General features: G+C 69.2%; 20 protein-coding genes. 9 read left to right on the forward strand and 11 right to left on the reverse strand.

Annotated elements, in window-relative coordinates; genetic code table 11:
• Positions 1 to 29 precede the first annotated feature (29 nt).
• The 5 genes from ACQEUR_RS13005 to ACQEUR_RS13025 form a co-directional block, all read right to left on the reverse strand.
• Positions 30 to 308, reverse strand: a complete 279-nt coding sequence (locus ACQEUR_RS13005; protein ID WP_433029866.1) for a hypothetical protein — start codon at positions 306 to 308, stop codon at positions 30 to 32.
• 111 nt (positions 309 to 419) lie between these two features.
• Positions 420 to 644 (reverse strand): hypothetical protein, encoded by a 225-nt coding sequence (locus ACQEUR_RS13010; protein ID WP_433029868.1) that lies wholly within the window; start codon positions 642 to 644, stop codon positions 420 to 422.
• 129 nt (positions 645 to 773) lie between these two features.
• Positions 774 to 1406 carry a hypothetical protein gene (locus tag ACQEUR_RS13015; RefSeq protein ID WP_433029870.1) on the reverse strand — a complete coding sequence of 211 codons (633 nt, stop codon included), beginning with the start codon at positions 1404 to 1406 and terminating at the stop codon, positions 774 to 776.
• An 85-nt stretch (positions 1407 to 1491) separates the two neighbouring features.
• Positions 1492 to 2610 (reverse strand): M23 family metallopeptidase, encoded by a 1119-nt coding sequence (locus ACQEUR_RS13020; RefSeq protein WP_433029872.1) that lies wholly within the window; start codon positions 2608 to 2610, stop codon positions 1492 to 1494.
• A gap of 5 nt (positions 2611 to 2615) precedes the next feature.
• On the reverse strand, positions 2616 to 2993 hold the full coding sequence (locus ACQEUR_RS13025; RefSeq protein WP_433029874.1) for a hypothetical protein: 378 nt from the start codon (positions 2991 to 2993) through the stop codon (positions 2616 to 2618).
• 356 nt (positions 2994 to 3349) lie between these two features.
• On the opposite strand from ACQEUR_RS13025, the gene ACQEUR_RS13030 reads away from it, so the two are divergent.
• The 9 genes from ACQEUR_RS13030 (at position 3350) to ACQEUR_RS13070 (ending at position 13576) form a co-directional block, all read left to right on the forward strand.
• A complete protein-coding gene (locus tag ACQEUR_RS13030) occupies positions 3350 to 3514 on the forward strand; it encodes a hypothetical protein (RefSeq protein WP_433029876.1) in 165 nt (54 codons plus the stop codon).
• A 512-nt stretch (positions 3515 to 4026) separates the two neighbouring features.
• Entirely contained in the window at positions 4027 to 4350 is a 324-nt protein-coding gene (locus ACQEUR_RS13035; protein WP_433029878.1) for a hypothetical protein, read from the forward strand.
• A 65-nt stretch (positions 4351 to 4415) separates the two neighbouring features.
• Positions 4416 to 5123, forward strand: a complete 708-nt coding sequence (locus ACQEUR_RS13040) for a hypothetical protein (protein ID WP_433029880.1) — start codon at positions 4416 to 4418, stop codon at positions 5121 to 5123.
• A gap of 2 nt (positions 5124 to 5125) precedes the next feature.
• Positions 5126 to 6457 carry a hypothetical protein gene (locus ACQEUR_RS13045; protein ID WP_433029882.1) on the forward strand — a complete coding sequence of 444 codons (1332 nt, stop codon included), beginning with the start codon at positions 5126 to 5128 and terminating at the stop codon, positions 6455 to 6457.
• 5 nt (positions 6458 to 6462) lie between these two features.
• Positions 6463 to 7959: an SCO6880 family protein gene (locus tag ACQEUR_RS13050; protein WP_433029884.1), complete on the forward strand. Its 1497-nt coding sequence runs from the start codon at positions 6463 to 6465 to the stop codon at positions 7957 to 7959.
• Positions 7960 to 7985: 26 nt separating this feature from the next.
• Positions 7986 to 9440: a hypothetical protein gene (locus tag ACQEUR_RS13055; protein ID WP_433029886.1), complete on the forward strand. Its 1455-nt coding sequence runs from the start codon at positions 7986 to 7988 to the stop codon at positions 9438 to 9440.
• Positions 9437 to 11314 (forward strand): type IV secretory system conjugative DNA transfer family protein, encoded by a 1878-nt coding sequence (locus tag ACQEUR_RS13060; RefSeq protein ID WP_433029888.1) that lies wholly within the window; start codon positions 9437 to 9439, stop codon positions 11312 to 11314. Before ACQEUR_RS13055 ends, ACQEUR_RS13060 begins: the two co-directional genes overlap by 4 nt.
• Entirely contained in the window at positions 11311 to 11517 is a 207-nt protein-coding gene (locus ACQEUR_RS13065; RefSeq protein ID WP_433029890.1) for a hypothetical protein, read from the forward strand. The genes ACQEUR_RS13060 and ACQEUR_RS13065 overlap by 4 nt, the downstream gene beginning before the upstream one ends.
• On the forward strand, positions 11507 to 13576 hold the full coding sequence (locus tag ACQEUR_RS13070; protein WP_433029891.1) for a toprim domain-containing protein: 2070 nt from the start codon (positions 11507 to 11509) through the stop codon (positions 13574 to 13576). The genes ACQEUR_RS13065 and ACQEUR_RS13070 overlap by 11 nt, the downstream gene beginning before the upstream one ends.
• A gap of 419 nt (positions 13577 to 13995) precedes the next feature.
• On the opposite strand, the gene ACQEUR_RS13075 is transcribed toward ACQEUR_RS13070, so the two are convergent.
• The 6 genes from ACQEUR_RS13075 to ACQEUR_RS13100 form a co-directional block, all read right to left on the reverse strand.
• A complete protein-coding gene (locus ACQEUR_RS13075) occupies positions 13996 to 14751 on the reverse strand; it encodes a hypothetical protein (RefSeq protein ID WP_433029893.1) in 756 nt (251 codons plus the stop codon).
• Positions 14752 to 14879: 128 nt separating this feature from the next.
• Positions 14880 to 16295 carry a hypothetical protein gene (locus ACQEUR_RS13080; RefSeq protein WP_433029895.1) on the reverse strand — a complete coding sequence of 472 codons (1416 nt, stop codon included), beginning with the start codon at positions 16293 to 16295 and terminating at the stop codon, positions 14880 to 14882.
• Complete coding sequence (locus ACQEUR_RS13085) at positions 16292 to 16678, reverse strand: hypothetical protein (protein ID WP_433029897.1); 387 nt, start codon at positions 16676 to 16678, stop codon at positions 16292 to 16294. Before ACQEUR_RS13085 ends, ACQEUR_RS13080 begins: the two co-directional genes overlap by 4 nt.
• Positions 16679 to 16926: 248 nt before the next feature.
• Positions 16927 to 17748 carry a phosphoadenosine phosphosulfate reductase gene (locus ACQEUR_RS13090; RefSeq protein ID WP_433029899.1) on the reverse strand — a complete coding sequence of 274 codons (822 nt, stop codon included), beginning with the start codon at positions 17746 to 17748 and terminating at the stop codon, positions 16927 to 16929.
• On the reverse strand, positions 17748 to 18161 hold the full coding sequence (locus ACQEUR_RS13095) for a DUF4913 domain-containing protein (protein ID WP_433029900.1): 414 nt from the start codon (positions 18159 to 18161) through the stop codon (positions 17748 to 17750). Before ACQEUR_RS13095 ends, ACQEUR_RS13090 begins: the two co-directional genes overlap by 1 nt.
• Before the next feature lie 41 nt (positions 18162 to 18202).
• The gene (locus tag ACQEUR_RS13100) at positions 18203 to 19141 is read right to left on the reverse strand and encodes a hypothetical protein (RefSeq protein ID WP_433029902.1); all 939 of its coding nucleotides are present in this window, start codon (positions 19139 to 19141) and stop codon (positions 18203 to 18205) included.
• Positions 19142 to 19180 lie beyond the last annotated feature (39 nt).

Raw genomic sequence — 19180 nt, forward strand, 5'->3', positions numbered from 1 at the left:
CGCCGCCCCCGGCGGCGGTGTGGCGGGTTCTAGCGGGTCGGGCTGAGGTCGGTCTCCGGGTCGGGCAGCATCTCTCGCAGGACCTGGCCCTCGGCGCTCAGCCTGGCGTTGTTCAACCGGCCGAGCTTGTCCAGGTACGTCTCCTGCTCCGGGTCCGGACCGGCCAGCGCCCTGCTCAGGTCCTCGATCCGTTGGGCGATCTGCTCCCCCAACTCCGTGAAAACCTCGTCCGGGTTCGCGATCTGCCGGTACCGATTCGGCAGGTGATTTCGCCAGTGACTCTTCGCTTGCGCTGCGTACTGGTTCACTCGTCTCCACCTCCAACTCGTCGGAACCGGCCGGTTCCGGCGCGCGCGCCCAGAGGTAGTCGTCGAACGACAGTTGCCCGGCTATCTCCTTGCGCTTCCTCGCCAATGGAATCACATCCCCCGCGACCTGGGGTCGCCCTTATCCAGGCTGTTGTTGTGGTGGTTCTGGGCCGCCCAGAGGGCCTCCCGGGCAGCCGAGTCACCGCCGGCGGTCGATGGCACCTCGTTCGGTGCGGCCAGTCGGACGAGCCGGACAGGATGCTGGCCGGGTCGCTCGTCGGCTATCACCCGGACCGCCTCGGCGACAGCGTCCCGGTCGACAGGTCGAGGGTTCATGGGACGCCTCCGAGCCGCAGCGGGAGCTGCATCGCCGCCGGCCGAGGCCGGGTGGGCTTTTTCGTGATCATGCTTTGCGGCCGGTGGCGTAGTCGGCGCGATGGCGCGGGCATGCTGCGAATCCGTCGTCTATCGGCCGTGCGGGCGAGCGGCTGTTCGGTGGATCGGCGCCCGGCTGGGCTGGAAGGTCGTGGGCGCGGCGGCAGTGCCCGCCGCGGCCGTGGGCGGGGCCGCGAAACTCAACTCCGCAATGTCGCGCGGCAGAGAGGTCGGTTTGGCCGTCTCGACGGTGTCCGCGCTAGAAGCGGAGGCCGGTGCGGCCGACGCCGGTCGCGGGTGGGCGGGGGCGAGCCGGGAAGTGACGGCTGATGTACGGGCATAGGCGCGGGCGGCGTCGGTGTTCAGTGGCCCGTTGGCGGCATCGCTGAGCAGGGTGAGGGTGGTCGGGTTAGTTCGCACGGCCACCCACGGCCGGTCCGCCAGACCGAGATAGTTTGTCATGCCGCGCATGATCTGCGACCAGTCGTAGTCGGAGAGCTGGCGCTCGTTGGGCTGGGTACGCAGGGCCAGCGCGGTCACGCGGGCCCGATCGGCGAGCCGGCGCAGGTCTTCGCGCCAGGTGCCCGGGTGCCAACCACCGCCGACGTCGACGACGCGGGTGTCGATGAGGTGGGCTCGGGGACCGGTCCGGCCGGCCGCCCCCACCGTGATTGAGGTCGCGAGCGGTCGCGAGGACTGGGAGTCGTAAGCAGTTACCAGCATCGAGGATACCTCCAGGTGTTACCGGGTCTTGAGGAGCGCCAGCAGACGCCAGCGGTGCAGAGGGTCGAAGGTGATGGGTGGTCGGTTATCGCCGGATGTGCACCCCCATCGATTCCATCCACGGCAATGGATCGACCGCGTTCTCGGCGGTCAGGGGCGGCGCGTCTCGATGAACCTCAAAATGCAGGTGTGGTCCAGACGAATGGCCCGTGCTCCCGACCCAAGCGATGAGTTGCCCGGCCTGGACCTGGGCGCCGGCTGAGACAGCGAGACGGACCGCGTGGCAGTAGCGGGTCGCGATGCCGTTGCCGTGATTGATGTTGATCAGGAGTCCGCAGCCCGGCAGTCCCGGGTTCCCGGGGCGGTCGCAGTACGCGCTGTCGCACCGGGCGGCCAGGACGACTCCGGCTGCGGCGGCGTAGATCGGGGTTCCGGTGGGCGCGGCAAGGTCCACGCCGTCGTGTTTGGGTCGGCTCGGCGGTCGGAACCTGCTGACGAGCTGGTAGCTGCCCGCGGGTAGGGGCAGGCGCCAGGCGCCGGTACCTCCGGACGCGAGGGTGTAGTTGCCGATGCGGGAGCGGACCTGCTGGGGATAGTCGTGCGCCTTGCCCGCAGCGGGTACGCCGCCAGCGCCGATGACGCAGCCTCTGCCGCAGAAGTAGGCGGCCCAGGCGATGTCGAGCGGATTGCCGGTCAGCAGGTCCGCCTCAATGCTGCGGCTAGCCCACGCGACGAGGTCACACATCAGGCGGCCCATCGCGTAGATGGCGTCCTCGGGGTCGTCCGGACCATTGCGACCGTCGTTGTCGTAGTCGTCGCCCCACGTCGCCCACGTGCCAGCCTGAAACTGGGCGATGCCGATCGCGTCCCCGCCACGGTCAGGTGGATTGTGGGCGACCGCGTCGGCGTTCCAACTGCTTTCGAGGTCGACCTGCGCAGCGATCACCGGCGGGGCGATCTGTGGGCAGATCGAGCCAGCCCGCGCCACCCAGGGAGCGAGATGGCGAGCGTGCGGCGAGATCGCGTCGATGTTGAGCTGGCCGCTAGCTGGCGCCGCGACCAGCTCCGAGCTTCCGGCGAGCAGGGTGGCGGCGCCTGAACTGACGAAGGCGACCAGACCAGCGCCCACCGCGAGCACGCCGACAAGCAGTAGCACCACGGCGCTTTTCGAAGTCGTGCTGGCCTGCCCGGTTGTGCCGGTCATCGCGGTCAGCCGATCTCGTAGCCGCTGATCCGCCAGCCGATCGTGCTCGGCTGAAGGGTGCACACGACGGTGTGGCGCTCCAACGGACCACGCCAGCCGTCCCGCCCGACCGGCTGGACGGTGACGAGTACGGCATGGTGCCGCTGCTCAGCGGTGTCCGGCGGGAGCGCGTCTCCGGCGTACGGGGCGACCTGGACCTCGGTGTAGGCCCGGTAATGGATCCACGCCTGCCACTGAACGGTCTGGCGTACGGGGTCTCGGCGGGCCACCGCAGCGGCCAACCTGGCGTCCAGGTACGCCACGGACCGCTGGTAGGCGGCGGCCGGGTCCTGGTCGATGGTGGTGTCGATACGGTGCGCGGTCGCGGCAAACCCCTCGCACACCGCTGACGGATCGGAATAGTCGGTCGACGGGTCGACCGGCGGGGCAACTGGTGTCGCGGATGCCTGGAGCCGTGGCTGTGGGCTGGCCGTGGAACAGGCTCCAAGCGATCCGATGAGAGCGACCGCCAGGACGGTGGATCGCCGGATGCAAGTCATGCTCGTCACGCTCACGTCCGTGCCTTACCGGCGACGCTGCCGTAACCCCGTAGCACCGCCGACATCGACCACCGCCCAGCCCACACAGACGCGGGCCGGGCGCCGACGTAGCCCAGGGATCGATCACCAGGGTCGCGCGGGTGGCCCGGGCGCGGGCGGCCCCAGACGTAACCGGGGCACGAGCCGACCGAGGAGCCGTCATGGCCCGCCCCACACTGATGGACGACAAGGCCGCCGACCGTGTCGAGCCGGCGGTCAACGCGACCGAACTCACCGACCGCGCGCAGCGGCTTCGGCGAGCGGGCACGGAAGGCAGCCGCAGGAACGCTGCCGCCAAGGATCCGTACGACTACGACATCGAGTAGGTGGATCAAACACGGGTACCCGCGGCGCCGGCAAGGGCTGCCGGCACCCGTGGCACTCGCACCGCTCGGCTCGGTCCCCGCACCGAGCCGTGGCACTCGCACCGCTCGGCTCGGTCCCCTCGCCGACGATCAGCCGACGCTTATGACTGCGGCCTCCTTGCGGGGCAGGTTGGCCAGCCTCGCGTCGAACTCGCCGATGATCTCGACCCCCGCAGCGTCCAGCTCGACCCGCTGCTCGACGCCGTTCGGCCATCGACTTTCGACCTCGGCCCGTACGCCGCGACAATCCGTTGAGTCGCACAGCCCTGGCGTCCGCTCGCCGTCGCCCGATCGAGACGGCGGCGGCTCATTGACCTGTCTCTCCTTCCGTCCAGCAACCGGCAGCTAGGGCTACCCCTAGCGCCCGTAGCGCTGCCGCCAACGCCAGCGGCACCCGTAACGGCACCGGACTCCCACGAATGTCTCCGGCAGCGGCCCGACCAGGCCGCATTCCCACGTCGGAGGAGATCACCATGATCCTCAAATTCGTCGTTGCCGGCCAAGCGGTGCTCGCCGCGGCCCCGAACCCGGCTCCCTCGAATCCAGCTCCCCCGAATCCGGCTCCCGCCGCGCCGCCCGGCATGGAAGCGATCGCCAACACCTTCCTCGGCTGGGGCAAGTGGCTCTTGCTCGTGGCCGGGGTTCTCGGATTCATGATCTGCGCGGGCATGATGATCATCGGTAGAAGAAACCGGTCGCAGACTGCCGTCGACGGTGCGGCCGGTGTTCCCTGGGTGCTCGCCGGGCTGGCACTGACCAGCCTGGCCGCCGGCATCTCGGGGGTGGCGCTGACATGAGTCGCCCACGCTTCCGGCACGCGGCGCCCCGCCGGATCCGCCCCCTGGCCGTCAGCGCTGCCGGGTTGACGCTTCTCGTGCTGGCGTCGCTCGCGGTCGCCCGCAGCGGCGACACGCCTTCACAAGAGGACCACGCTTCGCCCGACCAGCAACTCATCACGGTGCACCCGCCGACCGGCGACCAAGCGGCGCCAGCGACTCAACAGACGGACGTAGCCATCGTCTGGCCAACCGATCTGACCTGGATCACGATGGCCGGACTCGACCTTCCCGTCTCCGCCACGGCGGGTCCGCGCGACCTGGCGGGCGGGCGGGCACAGCAGTTCGCCCAGACAGCTCCTGGTGCCGTTCTCGCGGCGCTGCATCTGCTGGTTCGCACCAGTCCTCACGTGGGCCCACGCGTGTGGGATCCGACGCTGCGTGAGCAGGTCGTCGGGCCGGACATGGCCGCGTACATCGATGCCGTCAACCAGGACTACGCCATCGGCCGCGAGCAACTGCAAGTTCCCTACGGGGAACCCCTCGCGCCCATCTACGCCTCGATCGCTGGCGTACGGATCGACGCGTACAGCTCGCAGGCTGCCAGCCTGCGGCTGCTCATTGAGGCGCCGGACGACGAAGGTGGTGTCGCCCGCGCGGCCACCGTGGTGCAGGTTTCCTGGTCGGGCTCGGATTGGCGCCTGATTGCTCCGCCGCAGGGCGACTGGTCGACGGTGCGCGCCCTGGTCGGTCCCGCTGTCGTCCGCAGCTACACGCCACTGCCGGGCAGGTAGCCATGTGCGACGCATGGGACCTCAAGTGCGAGGTCGTCAAGGAGAGCGCCACCGAGGTCGCCGGGGCGGTGGCGGACAGCATGATCGGGCACCTCGCCATCCTGATCGGTCAGGCGCAGTCCACGCTGATCAAGTCCTCGGTGACCTGGTGGCTGTATCTGCCCCCGGTTGACGTCGAACATGCGCCGGCGGCGAGAACCCTTCAGCAGTGGATGCTGCCGTTCGCGCTGATGGTCTCTATCGGCGGCATCATGTGGCAGTCCCTTCTGCTGATCATCAACCGGAAGGGCGAACCGCTCGTCACGGTCGTGAAAGGGTTGTTCACGACGGCGTTGTTCGGCGCGGTGAGCCTCACCGGCACCCAGATGCTGCTCAGGGCGTGTCAGTCCTACACGGAGTGGGTCCTGACCTGGGGCATGGACTGCGCCCCAGGTCTTGGCCAGGACCAAGGATGCAAGACCAACGCGCTTGCCGAGCGGATGCAACTGCTACTGCTTCCGGTCGGCCCCAACATCGCCAGCATCCTGGTGGTCATTGTGGGCTTGTTCATGCTCGTCGCGAGCATCGTGCAAGCGATGCTGCTGCTGTTCCGCAACGGCGCCATCATCATCCTCGCCGGGATGCTGCAACTTGCCGCCAGCGGCAGCTTCACCGCAGCCACGAGTAACTGGCTGAGGCGGGTGCTCGGCTGGCTGCTGGCGCTGGTCTTCTACGAACCGTTCGCCGCCACCAGCTACGCGGTCGCGTTCATGCTCATAGGCGATCGCGAGAACCGCGACATCTCGACCTGGTTCACTGGCGCCGGCATGCTCGGGCTGACCCTCGTCGCGCTGCCCGCCATGATGCGGTTCTTCAACTGGACGGTGGGCGCCGTCCAGCAGTCGGGCAACTCGGCGGGCATGCTGGCCGCTGCAGGCGCGGCCGGACTGCACGCGGTGGCGTCGTCCCGCGGCGCGTCCGGCATGACCGCGACGGACTATGCGCGCGACATGGACCGCCGCTACCCGCCGCCCTCGCGCGGTAGGGGCGACAGCGGCTCGGGCGCACCCCGACCGACGCCACCAACGTTCAACGGTCCAACCCCTAGCGCCGGCGCCACCCCGTCGGCGGGTACCACGACGGCGACTACCGCATCCGGTAGCGCTACGACGACGGCCACCGGCAGTAGTGCGGCAGCCGGTTCAAGCACTGCGAGTTCCGGCGCGGTGGGAGCCTCCCCCGCTGCGGGTCCTGCCGCGCCCGTCGTCGCTGGTGTCGTCGTCGGCGCCCAGGTCGCGGGAGCGGCGGTCAAGTCCGCGGCGAGCACAGCCGCCCGTTCGACGGAAACCGGGTGAGCGGGATGTCTGCTGACTCTCCGGTCAACGAGACGCGCACGTACGGCGGTTGGCGTCGGGCGCGAACGCTGGGCATGTTCGGCCTAGGCTTCGGCCAGACCATGGTGGTGCTCGGGACCATGACGATCGCCATGATCACCGTGTCGGTAAGTCTTGCCGCCCTCGTGGTGGTCGGCCCGGTCTGCCTAGCCATCATCGTCGGCAACGTCGCCCAGTGGGACGGAGTGTCGCTGACGCAGGCGCTGGTGCAGCGTCTGCGGTGGGTCAGCGGCACCGCGCGGGGTCGGACCAGCTACCGCGGCGGTGTGATGTCGGCCGAGGAGCACGCCTGGCAGTTGCCGGGCGTGCTCGCCCCGACCGTGCTGTTGTCCGCCGATGACGGCCACGGCGGCACCTACGGGGTGGTGTGGCATCGCCGGCTCGGGACCATGACGGTCACCTTGCGCTGCGCCGCCCAGTCCACGTGGCTGGCCGACGCGGAGGCGGCTACCGCGTGGGTGTCGAACTGGGGCGGCTGGCTTGCCGGTCTCGGCCATGTGCCGATCGTGCGGTGGGTCGCGGTCACCGTGGACACCGCCCCGGACTCCGGCACCCGACTGGCCGACTACATCACTGGCCGGCTGGCCCCGGACGGGCCTGCGGCGGCGGTACGTGTGCTTCAGCAGCTCGTCGCCGCCGCACCGCAGGCCGCCGCAGATGTGCAGACGAGCGTGTCGATCACCTTCGACCCAGGGTCGTCGCCGGCACGTCCCAAGACGGTGCCGGAATGCCTCGCGGAGGTCGACCGCGCCCTGCCCGGATTGCAGGACGCTCTGGCCGGATGCGGGCTGACGGTGCTGGGGCGGGCGACAACCGCACAGCTCGCGGGGATCGTGCGGCACAGCTTCGACCCAACCAGTCGAGGTGATGTGACCCGGCTGCTCAGCGCCGATTCCGACGCGGCAGTAAACCTGCTCGACTGGAGCAACGCGGGTCCCGTGGCCGCCCAGGAGCACACCGACCGGTACGAGCACGACGGGGCTACCAGCGTGACTTGGGCGTGGCACGAGGCGCCGCGCCAGCCAGTCACCCATCACGTGCTCGCACGGCTTCTCGCACCCGGTGACTACCCGAAGCGGGTCACGCTGCTGTACCGGCCGCTCACCGCGGCCCAGGCCGCTGGTGAGGTCGAACGCCAGGTCAATGCGGCCCAGTTCCGGTCGGCCTACCGGCGGGCGCGCAAGCTCGACCCGACCGCCCGGGACATCGCCGACCACGAGCAGGCCGCGCAAGCCGCCCGGGAAGAAGCGCTCGGTGCCGGCGTCGGGCTGATCAGCCTATGGGTGACCACCACCGTGCTCGATCCAGCCGACCTGGGCCGGGCCGTCGCCGACGTGGAGAGCCGCGCCGAGACGTGCAAGGTGCGGCTGCGCCGCCTGTGGCGCTCCCAGGCGACCGGGTTCGCCGTCACCCTGCCGGCAGGCATCTGCCCGCCGGTGCTGGCCCAGCAGTGGCCGCACTGACTCTTCTCTTTTCAGGAGCATTACCAGTGACATCTGCGGATATCGACGTGTCCCCGTTCGGCCCTGTCGCCCCGGTGTGGGGGTGGCGGCGACCGGGTGCCGGCCGTGCCGTCCACGTGACGGCCGGCACCGAGTACCAGGCCACGACCGTGCAGGCCGCCGGCTTGTACCCGTTCACCGCCGGCAGCGGGGCTCCCCTGCTTGGCGTACCGATTGGCCGCCACCAGCTCTGGGGCGAGTCCGTGCTACTCGACCCGTTCGAGTGGCTCAACGCCGGCTTGATCACCAACACCGGCATCTTCGCACTCGGCCAGCCGGGTGCGGGCAAGTCTGCCTTGGCCAAGCGGCTGGTCATAGGGATGGCCGCTACGGGCAGCCAGACCTTGATCTTGGGTGATACCAAGCCGGACTACACCCGGGTCGTGCAGCACCTCGACGGCCAGGTCATTCGCGTCGGCAGAGGACTGGACCGGATCAATCCTCTCGACGCCGGTCCGCTCGGCGCGGTGCTCTCGCGGATGAGCGGCCCGGACGCCGAGCAGCTCCGCCTAGAGGTGCGCGGCCGGCGTCTCACCCTGCTCATCGCCCTGTGCACCCTGGTCCGCGACGGCGGCCGGGTCAACAACACTGAGGAGGTCGTCCTCGGCAGGGTGGTCGACCTGCTCGCCGCGCGCCGGACCGGCGACCCGGTGATCCCCGACGTGCTCACGGTGCTCGATCAAGGACCGGACACGATCCGCGCCGCCGCGCGAGCCACCTCTCTGGCCGACTACCGCCGCCGGATCGACGATCTTGTCGCCACCCTCCGACTGTTGTGCGAGGGCACCCTCGCCGGGGTCTTCGACTCCGCCACATCCACCCCCATCGACCTGTCCGCCAAGGCCGTCAGCATCGACATCTCCCGCGTGGCCGCCGCAGGCGACAAGCTTGTCGCCGCCGCGATGCTGTCCACCTGGAGCTACGGCTACGCGGTCATCGACGCCGCGGCCGTACTCGCCGACCAGGGCCTCGCGCCCCGGCGCCGTCACCTAGCGGTGATGGACGAGCTGTGGCGAGCGCTACGGGGGGCACCCGGACTGATCGAACCCGCTGACGCGCTTACCCGGCTATCCCGCAACCTCGGCGTCGCGCAGATCATGCTCACCCACTCTCTTGACGATCTCGACGCTCTCGCCAGCGACGAGGACCGGGCCAAGGGGCGCGGCATGGCCGAGCGGTGCGCGATCAAGATCCTGGCCGCGCTGCCCGGCCGGGAGCTGGACCGGATCGGCCAGATGGTCCGTCTCTCGGGGCCCGAACGGGACATGGTCGCGTCCTGGGCCGCCCCGGAGGCCCTGGTGCCCGGCGCGACTCATCCCGGCCGCGGCAAGTACCTCGTCAAGACCGGCGAGAGGGCAGGGCTTCCCGTCGCCCTGCACCTGGTCGGCGACGAGGTGTCGCTCTACGACACCGACGCGGCCGTGCGGGCGGGTGCCCGGTGAACGGCATCCGCAACCAGCAGCCGATCTACCCGCGCGGCAGCGCCGGCGGATACCCCCTAACGCCGTGGCTCATCCTGGGTGCCTGCTCCACCGCCATGGCGTTGACCTGGTTGGCATGGCTCGCCGGCCGCCTCGCCGCCGTAGCGTCCGGACGTCCGTGGGACACCGGCCCACCTTTCGGCTGGGACTTCACCGGACGGCTGCTTGATCGGGACTGGCAGCAGTTGTGGCCCGGCGTTGCGCCGCGCCTGGTAGCGCTCACCTACGCGCTGCTGCTCACCGTAACGTTCCTTCCCGGCTTCTGGGGCTGGGTCTGGTGGCAGGCCCGCCGACCGCAGGCCGGAGACCCGCTGCCGTCCCTCGCCCACGCCCGCGACGTCGACGAGCTCATCGGTTCCACCGCGCTACGGCGGGCACAACGGCTGCGGCCGAGCCTCGCTGGACTCGCCCCGAGGCAGCTACCCGCCGCCGCAACCGGCATCGCGCTCGGACGGCTCGTCACCGATAGTCGCCGCCGCGGTCCGGTGCTCCGGTCAAGTTGGGAGGACGTAATCCTCGCCGTCATGGCGCCCCGGGCTGGCAAGACGACCAGCCTCGCCGTACCCCCGATCCTGGACGCGCCAGGGCCGGTCCTCGCCACGAGCAACCGTTCCGATTTGTGGGCGGCTACCGCCCGAGCCCGCGAGCGGGTCGGCCGAGTGTGGTCGTTCGACCCCCAGCGGGTCACCCGTCAACCCCAAACCTTCTGGTGGGACCCGCTCGCCACGATCAACGGCGTCGAGGACGCCGCCCGGCTCAGCGACCACTTCATCCAGGAGATCCGGGGCGTCGGCTCCTCTGATCCGTTCTGGCCGCTCGCCGCCGGTGACCTGCTCACCTGCCTCTTCCTCGCCGCCGCCAACTCCGACGGCACGCTCACCGACGTGCAAGCGTGGCTGTCCGACGTGACCAGCCGCGAGCCGGTCACGCTGCTACGCGCCGCCGGATACCCGCAGGCCGCCCGGTCCCTCGCCGGGCGCCAAGGTGGCGCCCCGGAAACCAGAGACGGTGTGTACGAGACCGCACGCACGGCCGCCCGGTGCCTGTCCGACCCGGAGATCATGGCCTGGGTCACCCCACCGACCGGCGCCATGGACCGGCTCGACGTGACGACGTTGCCCAGCTCCCGGGACACCCTCTACATGCTCAGCAAGGAGGGAGCAGGAGCCGCCGTTCCCCTGGTCGCCGCACTCACCGACGCCGTGTTCCGCACCGCGGTCGTACACGCCGAAGCCGCTGGTGGCCGCATCGATCCGCCCGTCTTAGCGATCTTGGATGAGGCTGCGAACATCTGCAAGATCAACGATCTTCCCCAGCTGTACAGCCACCTCGGCGGCAGGGCGATCATCCCTATCACCATCATCCAAAACATCGCCCAGGGCCAACGGGTGTGGGGCGAACGAGGCATGACCGCGCTGTGGAGCGCCGCCACGATCAAGCTCATCGGTGCCGGACTCGATGACGCCCGCCACGCCGAAGATGTCTCCCGACTCATCGGCGACCACGACGTCGCGATGACCTCGATCAACCGAGACGGCAACGGGCACACCAGCTACTCCACTAGCGCCCAACGGCGGCGAATCCTCGAACCAGGCGACCTGCGTGCCCTCAAGCGTGGTCGGGCGATCCTGCTGGCGACCGGCGCCCGAGCAGCCATGATCGACCTGATGCCGTGGTACAGCGGCGACCACGCCGATACCATCGGCGCCGACACCACCGCCAGCGTCGAGGCCATCACCCGGCTCGCCCGTGCCGACCTTGCCGCCAGCCGCCATGACGCCGATCCGCCGAGTCTGCATTTCCCAGCCTCTGATGACCGCGAGGGCCTGTCATGAGCGGGCACCCCTCCCGGCTGCCGGCTGACCTGCGCTGGGTCGAAGCGATGCTCGCCGATCTACAGCGGCAAATCGACCAGCTCGCCGGTGAGCTGCGGCCCCTCTCCCATGTCGTGCACGCCCTCACGTCGCTCAAAGGGGTACCAGCGGCAAACAGCGTTGTTCCGCCGCTCGGGTCGGAGGAGGCCCAGGATGGCCAGTGACCGACCGGCCGCACCGCCGGAACGCCTGTACGCGGTCAACACCGCCGCAGCCCAGTTCTACGCCGACCGGCTGAACACCTCACGCAAGGCGGGCCGCTACCTGCACAGTCACGGCATCAGTGGTGCGGCGGACCCAACGGGGCCGTGGCAGGTGGGCTACGCGCCGGGACGGTGGACCGAACTGGCCGGCCACCTCCAGGCGGCGGGGTTCAGCGAAGAGGAGGTGACCAGCGCTGGCCTGGGGTTCATCCACAGCAGGAGTGGGCACCTACTGGACCGCTTCCGCGACCGGCTCATATTTCCCGTCACCGACGCGCACAACCGCGTTGTGGGCTTCACTGCCCGCGACCTGACCGGACGAGCCGAGGCCAAGTGGATCAACACCCCGGAAACGCCCATCTACCAGAAGCGCCTGCTGCTCTACGGCCTCGGGCAACAGCTCACAAACCGGCCCGCCGGCGTTGGCAACCCGGTCGTGTTCGTCGTCGAGGGCGCCGCCGACGTACTCGCGATGCACCGCATGGCCGCCGCACACGCTGCCATCCCCAAGACGCCGCCGGTGTACGCGGTCGCTCCGTGCGGCACCAACCTCACACGCGAACAGCTCGACCTGATCCAACAGACCCTGCCTGGTGCCCACCTGATCCTGTCCTTCGACGGCGACGACGCCGGACGCCGGGCCGCCGACCGGGTGTACCGGGTTGCGTCCCGGTGGCCCGGCCAGGTCTCCGGAGTACGCCTCCCCAAGGGGCAGGACCCGGCCGACGTGCTTGCCACCATGGACCCAATCTTTGCGATGAGTGAGATCGTCGGCGCCGTTCAGCCTCTTGCCCAGCTACAGATGACCAACACGATCAGCCGGCTGTTCGACACCAAGCGAATCACCGATCCGGTTCGGTTCGTGGAGGATCGGCTCACTGCCTACCGAGCGGTTGCAGAGCTGTTCGTCGACGCCCCGCACGCCACCCGCGAGATGGCCGAGGCCGCCGCTGAGCAGCTCGGCCTGGACTCCACCGACGTGGTACGCGGCGTGTTCGAGGCGTGGCAGGCCCGCACGGGCGCCCCTGGTGGCACCGACCCGCCTCCCGACGCAGCGCCGGCCCCACCGCATCCCGAGGCGCGGCCCATCCCGCCCGTCGACCGCCCAACACCCTCCAGCGCACGCCGACAGGAGGAGACGCGCACGACGGTGTCCGGCGCGGCCCGCAGCGTGGGTGGCCGGATCGTCGACACCACCGCTGTGATCACACGCCACGCCTCGGACAGCGGCATCACCGTCTGGGCCCTCGCCGATGGCATCGGCCGCCATGCTCAGGCAGCGACCGCCGCACAGATGGCCGTCGACATCGCCGCTACGGTCACCTTGCGCTCCAACCCCGCAGCCGGTCTGCACGCCGCGCGGGCCGCCATCAACGCCTTCTACGGCGGCGTCCATGCCAGCCAGGCGGGCGACGCCTCCCTGCTCGTCGTCGCGGCACACCCGGCCGAGGGGAACCGCCACGGCGTACGGTGGGAGGTCGCCTGGGCCGGGGACTGCCGCGCCTACACCATTCGCGCCGGACAGCTCGCCCAGATCACTGCCGATCACACCGTCGGTCGGCAGCGCCGCGACCAGGCGGAGAGCAGGGCGTTGGGCAGCATCGCCGACCTGCTCCTCACGTCTAGTGTCCGCGCTGGTGACATCAGCGTGTGCCCGCTCGACGAGGGTCCGCTTCTGCTATGCAACAGCACCCTGCACCGCGCTGTCCCCGAGGATCGTCTTGCGGCCGAGCTAGCGGGGATGAGCGATGCCCAAGCCACCGCAGACCGGCTCGTGAGCGCGGTCGGACAGCAAGGGGTCGGGAGTGCGGCAGTGCTACTCATCCACGCTCGATCCGCCCCGCCAGCCCGAGTCACCAGTACCGGAACCGTGGCACGAGCGGCGGTGGTGGCTTCGGGATCTGCGGCGGCCCTGGCGAAAATCTCCTTCACTCGCCCAGGGGCAGTTCCGGCGACGGCACCGCCAGCGGAGGCCGGAATGGGGAGACAAAGCCGCCCGTCCGCCGGCCGCCGCCGGTGACCACAGTTCTGCGACGGGGTAGCGCAGGCCCGGCAAGTTTCGTGGAGAAGCTGGGCCAGGAAACGGCAGCGGTCCCCCAGGCAGATGCCATGGGGGACCCCTGGAAGTCGGTGCCTCCGGCATCGTAGCCGCATCTCGCAGCGTGAGATGCGGCCAAAGGAGCTGGATGATCTGTCCGGTTGCGCCCCCACAAGTCCCTTGGTCTCTGACAGCTTACGAAGAGGAGCCGAGGAGTTCCCGTAGACGATCCGCTACCTGACTTACTCGTTCATGACTTCGTTCGTGAGAGCGGGGAGCAGATGTTCGCGACTTTTGGGTCCTGCGTCGACCGTCTTCCTTGGTCACTGTCGGTAACTTTAGGCGCTACGTCGCGTTGGGTTGGCGGGTTCCGGGAGGCCGCACCGGGTCACGCTGATCCGTCACGCCTCCATTTCGGACAGGGTCTTGGCCACGAGGTCGGCGACCTGCGCCGGATGCGCGTACCAGCAGTACAAGCCGAACGGAATCGGCTTCCAGCTCGACCCGTTTCCGGTCGGGAAGCACAGGTCCCAACTGCTCTCGCTGCTCAGCACCAGGTGCCGGTCCCCGCTTAGCTCCCACACCGTTTCAGAACCGGAGACTTGCACTGCGGTGACCTCGATTCCACGGGCGCGCAGTTGCTCGATCACTCCGGCGACCAGCGTGTCCATATCGAGGGCCGGGCTACGGTCTCCCGGCACGACCGTGTCGCGCAACGGTACGCCGGCCGCTCGCAGCAGGTCCGCAGTTCTGTCCAGCTCTGCGCGGGCGGCGGCCGGTTCCTCGTCGAGTTCGCCGCGCTGGTGTGCGGCGTCCAGCCACACGCCAAGACCTTCCGCGACCCCGGCCAGGGCCTCGATGTGCTGGGCTAGAGCTGCCAGCATCGCCTCGACGTCCCGGGTAGTCCGCAGCGTGTATGGCTCTCGCAGTACCTCGCCCAACGTTCCGGCCTTTTCCGCCAGGTAGCGAGCACTGCCCACGGCATACAAGGCGGTGGTGGTCCCCGGTTCGCGGTCCAGCCCCTCCAGGTGCTCGTTGTCGTGGCGATCCTCTTCATAGATCCGTTCGTAGTCGTTCTCGACGCTCAACACGTACTCGCCGCGGTAGTGCACCGGCACCCCCGCGATGGTCTCGGTCTCGGTCTCGTTATCGGTCATCCTGGTTCCTCTCGTACGCGCCGCCGACCTGCCGGACAGCAGCAAGGTACGCGCCTGGTGTTCCGCCTCGACGGAAGCCCGGGTCCGGCGCGTGGGGATCCAGATCCGGTACCTGGGACGCTCGGCGCTCAGTGTCCCCGCTGAGACCGGTCGCGCTGACTCGAACCCGGGAGGAACGGTCGGGCCGTCTGATGGATACTGGCTTCTGTGTAGTTCTTGGGCTCCGGTCCAGCAGTGGCCGCGAAGGCAAGCTTGGCCAGGCGCGGCGCCGCGCGGGTTAGATGCGGTGGCGCCGAGGCGAGTGCGGATGAGCCTACGTAGGAGAGCGCTGATCTCAACCGGTAGACCTGCTCGTCGTCTGGACGTGCGACGCGCCACCGTGCGACGGCGTGATACACCAGCGACCTGGGCGCGCGCTCAAGTTCCCGGCTGCCGACGACAAAGAAGTGGCCGTGACGAGCCGCGCTCTGGGTTGCTGTGCTGAGGACTTCTGCCAGGGATGGCAGCGCCGCGGCGAGCTTGTCGATCGCTTCGAGTCGGGAGCCATAGCTTCTGAGCTGGGCGGGGCGCGGTGGCCCGGGGCGGACCCAGCTTGTAACCAGGTCAAGCTCACGGGCTATCTGTGTGGCCGGGCCGTGTGGTGGTGTGCCGTGCAGCTGACCGGCGGCGTGAGCCGCAGCGCTCCAGGAACGCCAGTCCGCTCCGCGAGCGTTGGGTGTCGCGAGCGCGCTGATCGCGAGGGCCGCTCGGGTCGCCTTGGCCAGGTGAGCGGCGCGCACCTCGCCAGGATTGCGGTGCATCCAGTCCCGCGCGGCGACTAATGAACGTCGCGCCGTCGCGCCATTTCTGATGGCCCGTACGCCTGCCGGTATCGGCGGCGGCTCCAATAGGTGCAGCAGAGGTGGAGCGTCGCCCGCGTCCGACCTCACTTGGTCGATGACCTCGGGGAGGTAACCTTCGCTGGCCCAGCGTGCCTCATCTGCTACCGCCTCGTACACGCTGTACGCGAGTCGATGGCTGCTCGACAACCAATCAGGGAGCGCTGCGTCGACGGTCAGCATGTCGTGGGCCAGCGCGGCGATGTCGGCCAAGGCGGCTTTCTGCCCGGCGCCGGCACGAATCGCAACCCCCTCCGGAGTCAGCGGGTGTCTCGTCGGTGGCGCGTGGCCGGCCAGGATCTCCCCGGCCACCGCGACCGCCTCCCCCGCCGATTCCAGATGGCGTCCGACTCGGCAGATCGACGGCGTGGCTGGGACGGCCCGGTGGAGGCGAGCCGCCGCGGTGAGTCCCAGATACAGCCGTGTTGTGTGGTCCCCTGCCTGCATCCGCAAGGCAATGTCGATGGTGTCGCGGTCGACGTCGGCGCGAGCCGGTTGACCGCCGGCCACCAGTTCCAGGAGTCTGGCCAGCCGGAGGTAGACCCGGTACCGGGCGAAGACGGTCGCACCGACATCATCGAGGGTGACGGCAGGATCGGACTGTAGTCGTGCTTGGGAGTGGGTGAGTTCTTCGTGTGCCCGCGAGAGCCATTCTCCGTACGTCACGTCAGCACTCGCACCGCAGCGTTCAAGCGAGCGGCTGTCGCGGCATAGGCGAAGCGCCGCTGCGTTGGCAGTTCCGGCTGCGCGCTCGCCTCGTCGTAGCCCTGCGCGAGTACCGACACGAAGCGGACCAGGGCCTGCTGTGTCGGGGTTGACGTGATCGAAGGGCGCGTGGTGGTAACGGCGATTGGTGCCGGATCGGGGTACAGCTCGGCGAGCGCGGCGAGCAGTTCGAACCCGAGCAGCGCCCACTCCTGAGCCGGTACGCCCGGGGAGTCGAAGGCCAGACACGCCAGTCGTAGGCTGGCCTGCGCCTCGGTCTCGTCCTTGACTCCCCGGGCCTTCAGGCGGGTGGTCGCCTTCTGCAACGCAGTTGTGTAGTTCATCCCAGGATCCTTTCGAGGATGCGAAAGAGCGTCTACAGGGACAGCGATGTCTGTGGATAACCAGCGAAGCCCGTTGCCGACCGCCGCTGGCTGGCCATCGCGAGAGCCTGTCGGCGAATGCCTCGGCACTGCTGCCACTCCCCTCACCCGTCAGGGGGCACGGCTCGGCGATCACGGGCTGGAGCTCAGTGTGTCCGGCTGCGCGATCGTCGGTGGCCCCGCGCTCCCGGAGTTGGTTCTGAGGCGGATCAGGTAAAGCAAGAACCGTTGTCGCAAAGGCCGCCAGTGTCAGCATCGAGCCCTGGCAACGTTTGTTGCGCTGCAGGGATTGCGTCGGCAAGAGGACGGTCGTACCGGGAGAGCCAGACCGGGTCCTTGCCGAGTGCGCGCCGCCTGGCGTTCAGTATGACTTCTAGTTCGCAGGCCGAACGAAAAAGCCTCGGTCGGTCACGGCGCATCTCTCCCCAGCGGCGGGGTGGTTTCAGAGGACAAAACCAGCACGCCGACTTGGGGGGAATCGGGAGTTCCGCGGCGGCGATGATGCGTGCGCAGTCGTGGCGACGCAGTGGCGGATCGTGGTCCAGGAGGGGGTACACCGGTATCTCGTACGGCATGGCCCTGCGCCTGTTGACACGTTCGATCTCGTCGAGGCTAATCCCGATGCCAACGGTCGCTGGCTTGTCGCGGTTGGCGCCATGCTGCTTCAACCATTTGCCAAGAACTCTGATCTTGAAGTCGGAGGTGCAGCTTCGAGTGCCAGGTGCGCCGTTGGACATGCGAACCGGGATAGGCAGGCTGCGAGATCCAGCTCGGGTGAGTCGCCCCCACAAGGTTTCGACGGTGCCGTCGCGGCGGGTGCGGTGCAGTTCGTGTAGCTCGATGCCGTGGGCTGTCGCGTACGGCTTGGCGTACCGCTGGAGATACTCCAAAGTGGCCGGGTCCTCGGAGTCATTGCCGGTGTTCGCGAAGAGGAATACGGGAAAGTTGATCCTGCCGGTCGCGGCGAGGACCAGGAGCGCCGTCGACTGGACACCGCCGCCGTAAGCGATCACCCGAGCCGGGTTTGTCATCACTCCCACCAGCCTTGGGGGGCAGGTTCGGCGGTCGCCGGCTGGAGTTCGGTGTGGCGGGCGGCGCGATCGTCGTCCGCGGCCCGGCACTGTCGGAAGGGTCCGTCGTCGCCGAGCAGTTCGTGGATGTGCCGGTCGACTTCGGCCGACCAGCCCGACATGCCGGTCGCTGCGAGACGGCTGACTTCCCAGGAGCGCCAGAGCAGTTCGAGGCGCCAGATCGCCTCTGCGTGACGCCACCACTGTGGGCACCAGTGCCAACGTTGCCCGTCGACGCGCCACGCGAACATCGGTAGGAACAGGCCGACGACCCAGGCTTCGACGGTCGGGAACCTCAAGGCGGGTGGCGCGTCGGTGGCGGTGGGTGCCTGGTCGTCCAGACGCTGAGTGAGTTCAGCGACCTGGTTCTGCAAGGCGGCGACCATACGGGTTAGGTCCTCGTCACGGCGGCTAGTCACCGGGTTCTCCTCTGTGCGGAGTGTGCTGTTGGGGTAGGGGCTGGCATGGCGGTCGGGTGGGCGGTGAGTGCACGCTGCGCGGGTTGGGCGAAGGACTCGCCGGCCAGCCGTGCCGGTTCGGCCGGCCCTGCGGCTGCGGCGTGGACGACGGCGTCGGCGGCGGCGAGATCACCAGCGTGGCCAGCTGCTGCGGCGCTGGCGCGGGCCTCCTGATGCTCATCAGCTCTTGTGGCGGGGTCGTCGTGCGCGCCGGCCGTGGTGGCCGCGGCACGCTGATCGGCCTCGGCCCGGTCGAGGAGAGTCTCGATATGGGCGAGTGACTGCGCGGACCAGCCGCTGTCTTCGAGGTTGTGCAGCAGTCGAGCCCGGCCGACCGGGTCCAAGGTTCCGGCGAGTCGCCTGATCTCTTGGTCGAGTTCTTCTCCGACTTGGGTGAGCGAGCCGGCGGTGGATGGTCGGCCGCTGTGGGGGCGGGCGGGGCCGAAACCGGACCAGACGTAGCGGGCCGCCTCCGCCATCGCTTCCTGGCGTGACAGTCCCGCGTCGCGTCCCAGGTGGTAGAAGTCGATCAGGCTCGGGGCCCGGCGACGGAGCTCTTCTTCGGCGGCGGCCAGCACGGCGCCGTCGGTGGGGTTGCTGTCGGCGTTTTGGGCGGCCTGTCCCCAGTGCCGCGCCACCTCCACAAAGGGCAGATCCGCGAGGTAGTCGCGCAGCCCCTCCTCGTCCCCCGCGAGGCGGGACCACTCTCGCTTCCGTCGAGACGCCTCCGCCGCAGCGAGCCGTTCGGCTTTCCGATTCGCCTTCCGATCGTCCTGCTCCTGGCGAGCCTGGTCGCGCAGCTCCTGTTCGGCTCGGTTGGCTTTGGCTCGGGCGTTCTCTGCGGCCAGCCGCGATCCGGCCTCGACGAGTACACCGAAGGCCATGAGTCGTTCCATCGCACGCTGGGTGCCCTCGCTCCAGGGATCGTGATGTTC

Source organism: Plantactinospora sp. CA-290183, assembly GCF_050936375.1.
Classification (GTDB): Bacteria; Actinomycetota; Actinomycetes; order Mycobacteriales; family Micromonosporaceae; genus Plantactinospora.